Genomic DNA, 5,335 nt, shown 5'->3' with positions numbered 1-5,335 from the left:
TCAAACTATCTATTTTAAGGGTCTAGCTGTACAAAATGGTAAAAAAATCGAACCAAAAATTTTGACAAACAGGGAGATAGCGGTAACTTTACATAACTCAAATAGACAAAAAATAGAGACAAAAAAATTTACAACTAATGAGTTTGGCACAATCAACGGCTCTTTTACTCTGCCAAAAACAGGACGACTAGGCTCAATGCGTATCTCTTCGGATATTGGTGGACATCAGATGATTCGTGTAGAGGAGTACAAGAGAGCAAAATTTGAGGTCTCTTTTGATAAGCTAGAGAGAGGCTATAGATTGGGAGACTCTGTAACTGTAAAAGGGTTGGCAAAAGCCTATGCAGGTAATGTGATAGATGGGGCAACAGTGAAGTATTCTGTCAAGAGAAAAACCTCATTTCCTTGGCGTGGGTGGGAATGGATGATACCGTATCCAGACTCTACAGAGAAACAAATAAGCATAGGGGAGGTGAAGACAGACAAGGATGGTAGGTTTGAGATTAACTTTGATGCTTTGGCAGATGAGTCTATATCTCCAGAGAGTCAACCTAGTTTTAGCTACACAATATCTGTGAATATTACAGACACAACAGGTGAGACACAATCTAGCAACAAAACCATTAATATTGGATTTGTTGCCGTCAATGCTGATATGATAATAGACGATAGACTTAATATGGACTCCAATAAATCTCTAGTGCTAAAAACTACAAATCTTGATGGTGAATTTGAGCCTCTCAAAGGTAAGATAGTCATAGAGAAGTTCAAAGAGTTAAAAAAGGTTTACAGAAATAGATACTGGAGCAAGGGAGATATAGATACACCTATATACAGCAAGAAGAAGTTTCAAAATCTTTTCAAAAACTACAGACCTATAGAGAGAGAGGAGAGGTCAAAAGAGGTTGTATCAACTTTGGAGTTTGATACTAAAAAATCAAAACTCTTAGCTCTTGGGAAACTTGAACAGGGTGAATACCTGCTAACACTTTATACAGGAGATAGGTATGGAACAGAGGTCAAAAAGAGCAAAAAGATAACCATCTATGAGCTGAACGCCACAAAACCTCCCTATCAGACGCACCTATGGGATAGCACAGACCAAGAGATATATGAGATTGACTCAACAGCGACTATACATATCAAAAGTTCATCTCCCAATAGTTATGTTTTTCTCACCATTGAGAGAGATAGAAAGATAGTTGAAACGAAATGGATAGAGATAGGTGATTTGACTAAAGAGTTGATAAAAATAGGAAAAAAAGATAGAGGTAATATCTTCTACTATCTCAATATGGTAAAAAATGGTCGTGAATATAGTAGTTCGGGAACGATTAGAGTGCCTTGGAAAAAAAAGCTAAAAGTTGAATATAGGAGTTTTAGAGATAAATTAAAACCAAACCAAGAGGAGCAGTGGAGCATAAAAATCAGTGGTGAGGGCAAAGAGAAGATAGTAGCAGAGATGGTCGCAACGATGTATGATGCCTCACTTGATAATTTTGTAAATCATAATTTTCGTATGCCAAATCTCTTTCCAGATAGGCGTAGCAACTATCAAAACAGATGGGGAGCAAAAGATTTCTCTTTGGTAAATGGCGTGGTGGAGTGGGGATATGATAGATATAAAACTAAAAAGATAAAAAGAGTTTTTCCTACTCTAAATATGTTTGGATTGAACTTGTATAATAACCATAGGGGTTATGATGCTCATATTCAACCTGTTGCTATGGCAAGAGCTTTAGCAGCTCCTGCTCCAATGGCGGAAGCAGAACCAACTGTAGTTTATGAGTCTGCACAAGCAGATGTTTTTACAGAATCAGAGGATGGGCTTGGTGGTGATATGGTTGCATTTGATAGTCCAACACCAATATCAACACCTGTTTCAATCAGAAAAAATCTTAAAGAGACAATGTTTTTCAAACCAAATCTCAAAACTGACAAAGATGGAAATATTATTATAAATTTTAAGACCAATGAGGCTCTTACTCGTTGGAAGTTTTTAGGATTTATTCATACAAAAGATTTGGAACTAGCAGTTACCCAAAAAGAGATAGTTACTCAAAAAGAGCTGATGGTTGTCACAAATCTACCTAGATTTTTTCGAGAGGGAGATACTATAACGCTCTCTGCAAAAGTTGTTAATATGAGTTCAAAAGATTTGAATGGAACCTGTCAACTACATTTAGTAGACCCAATAACTCAGCAGAATATATATGGAGACCATAACTTTAGTAAGATAATTTCCCTGAAAAAAGGAGCTTCGACAGATGTGAGTTTTAAAATAAAAATCCCACAAGTTGACTCTGTCTCTACGATACAACACACTATAATTGCAAAAACTAAATATTACTCCGATGCTGAACAGATTATCAAACCTATTTTATCAAACAGAGAGTTTATTACAGAGAGTAAATCACTATCTATTAAGGGTGGAGAGACAAAATCATTTAGCTTAAAATCTCTGCAAAATAACAACTCGAACACTCTTAAAAATCACAAACTAACTTTGGAGTTTACATCTAATCCTATCTGGTATGCTATCAAATCTCTACCCTATCTGATGGAGTATCCACATGAGTGTAGTGAACAGCTATTTAACCGATATTTTGCAAATACTCTAGCTTCCAAGATAGCTAATAGTACACCAAAAATCAAAAAAATATTTGAGAGTTGGAAGGGTAAAGGAGAACTCAAATCTGCTCTGGCTACAAATCAAGAGTTAAAGTCTATTCTGCTCGAAGAGACCCCTTGGGTGCTAGAGTCACAGAGTGAAGAGGAGCAACAAAAAAATATAGGGCTGTTATTTGATTTGCATAGATTGGCAAAAGAGAGAGATGATATTTTGTCAAAACTCTCTGAACGACAAAATAGTGATGGTGGATGGGCATGGTTTAGTGGTGGTAAATCTAACTGGTATATTAGCCAATATCTAGTAGAGGGGTTTGGAAAGCTAGAAGAGCTAGGAATTAGAAATAGCAGTAGCAGACTTCTCAAAAAGACAGTAGATTTTATGGATAGTGAGATGTTAGAGCAGTACAGAGTGTTAGAGAGAGCTGTGGAGAGAGGTCATGCAAAATTTGAAGATGAGCATCTAAGCTCTATCTTGATTCACTATCTTTATGCTAGAAGTTTTTATCAGCCCAAAATAGAAGGTAAAATCCAAAAAGCTTATAGCTACTACTTAGAACAAGCCAAAAAATATTGGATAGAGAAAGGTCTATATGAACAAGGGATGATAGCTCTAACTCTAAATAGAAAAGGGGAGAAAACAGTTGCAAAAGCTATAGTCAAATCACTAAAAGAGAGAGCTTTGGTAGACGATGATAGAGGAATGTACTTCAAATATAATCGTGGTTTCTACTGGAATCAGATGCCAATTGAGACTCATGCCCTCATGATAGATGTTTTTAATACCATTGAAAAAGATGAAAAATCTGTAGAGTTACTCAAAATTTGGCTACTAAAAAACAAGCAGACAACCCACTGGAAAACAACAAAAGCAACAGCCTCTGCTATCTATGCTCTACTACAGGGTGATAAATCTCTTGGCAATGAGCAACTTGTTGATGTAAGTTTTGATACTAAGATAGAGTATCAGCCTATATTAGAAAAAGCTAAGGCATCAGCCGAAAAAGGAACAGGCTACTTCAAAGCAAGTTTTGATAAATTTGACAAAGATATGGCAACAGTCAAAGTAAAAAATCCAAACTCAAATATCGCGTGGGGTGGTCTATATTGGCAATATTTTGAGGACTTGGACAAGATAAAAATATTCAAAGAGACTCCTCTAACTATAGATAAAAAACTCTTTTTAGTAAAACAGGGTCAAGCAGGAGAAGAACTTACCGCCATAGATAGAGTATCTCTAAAAGTAGGAGACAAAGTCAAAGTAAGAATAGAGATTAGAGCAGATAGAGATATGGAGTATATCATGTTAAAAGATAGCAGAGCCTCTGCCTTTGAGCCTATCAATGTCCTAAGCCGATACAAGTGGCAAGATGGCTTGGGATATTATGAGAGTACAAAAGACAACGCTACCTACTTCTTTATGGATTATCTAAAAAGGGGAACTTATGTTTTTGAGTACCCTCTCTTTGTTACCCATAGAGGTAGTTTTTCAAACGGTATCGCAACCATAGAGAGCATGTATGCTCCAGAGTTCAAAAGTCACAGTAAAGGAGAACGAATCGATGTTAAATAATATTTTAATGATTATGGTAACAGTAGCATTTTTATGGGTAGGGAATATCCTCTATTGGTCTTTTCAAGAGGATAACTGTATCACAAAGTGTGGGGAGTGGAATAGAGATAGTCAAACCTGTAGCCCCTATGAGTGTAGAGTTAGTAAGTGGTGATAGGATTTAAAAGACTATTGTCTTATTCCCATGCACAAAAACTCTATCATTAAGCACTAAATTCAAAGCACGAGAGAGAACTATTTTCTCCACATCTCGCCCTGCTCTTTGCATATCTCTCCACTCAAGACGGTGAGTAACAGGGATAATATCTTGAGCAATAATTGGACCCTCATCCAAATCATCGGTCACAAAGTGAGCTGTTGCACCAATAATTTTTACACCTCTTTGATGAGCCTGTTTATACGGATTAGCCCCAATAAATGCAGGTAGAAATGAGTGATGGATATTTACTATCTGTTTTGGATATTTTGCTACAAAATTTGAGGTCAAGATACGCATATATTTTGCTAGAACTATAATATCAAACTCCTGTTCATCTATTAACTCCATCATAAACTCTTCATGCTCCTCACGACTCATTCCCTCTGCTGATACACTAAAAAATGGAATATCAAATCGTCGCACAAGAGGCTCTAGCGTATCATGATTGGCAATCACAGCCTCTATATCAGCATCCAACTCACCCGCCTCATGACGAATCAATATATCACCTAGAGCATGAGACTCTTTAGTTGCCAATATAACTATCTTTTTTCTTTTTGGTTCTATCACTTGAAGATTGGCTGAAATGGGAATAACTGCTTTTATCGCTCCCTCTAGCTCATCTATATCAAAATCTCCAGATACAACCGTACGCATAAAAAATTTGCCCTGCTCTTTATCAACAAACTCTCGATTGTTGTCGATGTTCAAATCTCTATCATAAAAAACTTTTGAGATTTTATAAACCAAACCTTTGGCATCTTTGCAATCTATTAGTACTCTTACCCGCTGTTCCATATTTTTCCTATCATTAGACTTCTTGCAAAACTAGGAACCGATGGCTTTAGCCCAATGCCAATGAATTAGCGAGGCTGAAGCCATCGGTTCCTTATATGCAATCTGCATTTTCGGAATCGGCGTGTTCACACCCGAAC

General features: G+C 36.7%; 3 protein-coding genes. 2 read left to right on the top strand and 1 reads right to left on the bottom strand.

The genetic code is table 11. From position 1 onward, the window contains the following. A partial coding sequence (locus GSY74_RS03475; RefSeq protein WP_164663720.1) for an alpha-2-macroglobulin occupies nt 1–4,201 on the top strand: 4,201 nt, incomplete at its 5' end. Continuing rightward, nucleotides 4,191–4,355: a hypothetical protein gene (locus GSY74_RS03470; RefSeq protein WP_164663719.1), complete on the top strand. Its 165-nt coding sequence runs from the start codon at nt 4,191–4,193 to the stop codon at nt 4,353–4,355. The genes GSY74_RS03475 and GSY74_RS03470, both read left to right, overlap by 11 nt. Nucleotides 4,356–4,361: 6 nt before the next feature. On the opposite strand, the gene purU is transcribed toward GSY74_RS03470, so the two are convergent. Continuing rightward, complete coding sequence (purU, locus tag GSY74_RS03465; RefSeq protein ID WP_164663718.1) at nt 4,362–5,198, bottom strand: formyltetrahydrofolate deformylase; 837 nt, start codon at nt 5,196–5,198, stop codon at nt 4,362–4,364. Nucleotides 5,199–5,335 lie beyond the last annotated feature (137 nt).

This window comes from Sulfurovum sp. bin170 (assembly GCF_010892395.1).
Lineage (GTDB): Bacteria > Campylobacterota > Campylobacteria > Campylobacterales > Sulfurovaceae > UBA1140.
The sequence above is the reverse complement of the archived record's forward strand: the minus strand, read 5'-3'. Positions and strand labels throughout refer to the sequence as shown.

Excerpts from the sequence above, each read along its gene's own strand:
- GSY74_RS03470 (WP_164663719.1), top strand. The coding sequence starts at position 4,191 with ATGTTAAATAATATTTTAATGATTATGGTAACAGTAGCATTTTTATGG.
- purU (WP_164663718.1), bottom strand. The coding sequence starts at position 5,198 with ATGGAACAGCGGGTAAGAGTACTAATAGATTGCAAAGATGCCAAAGGT.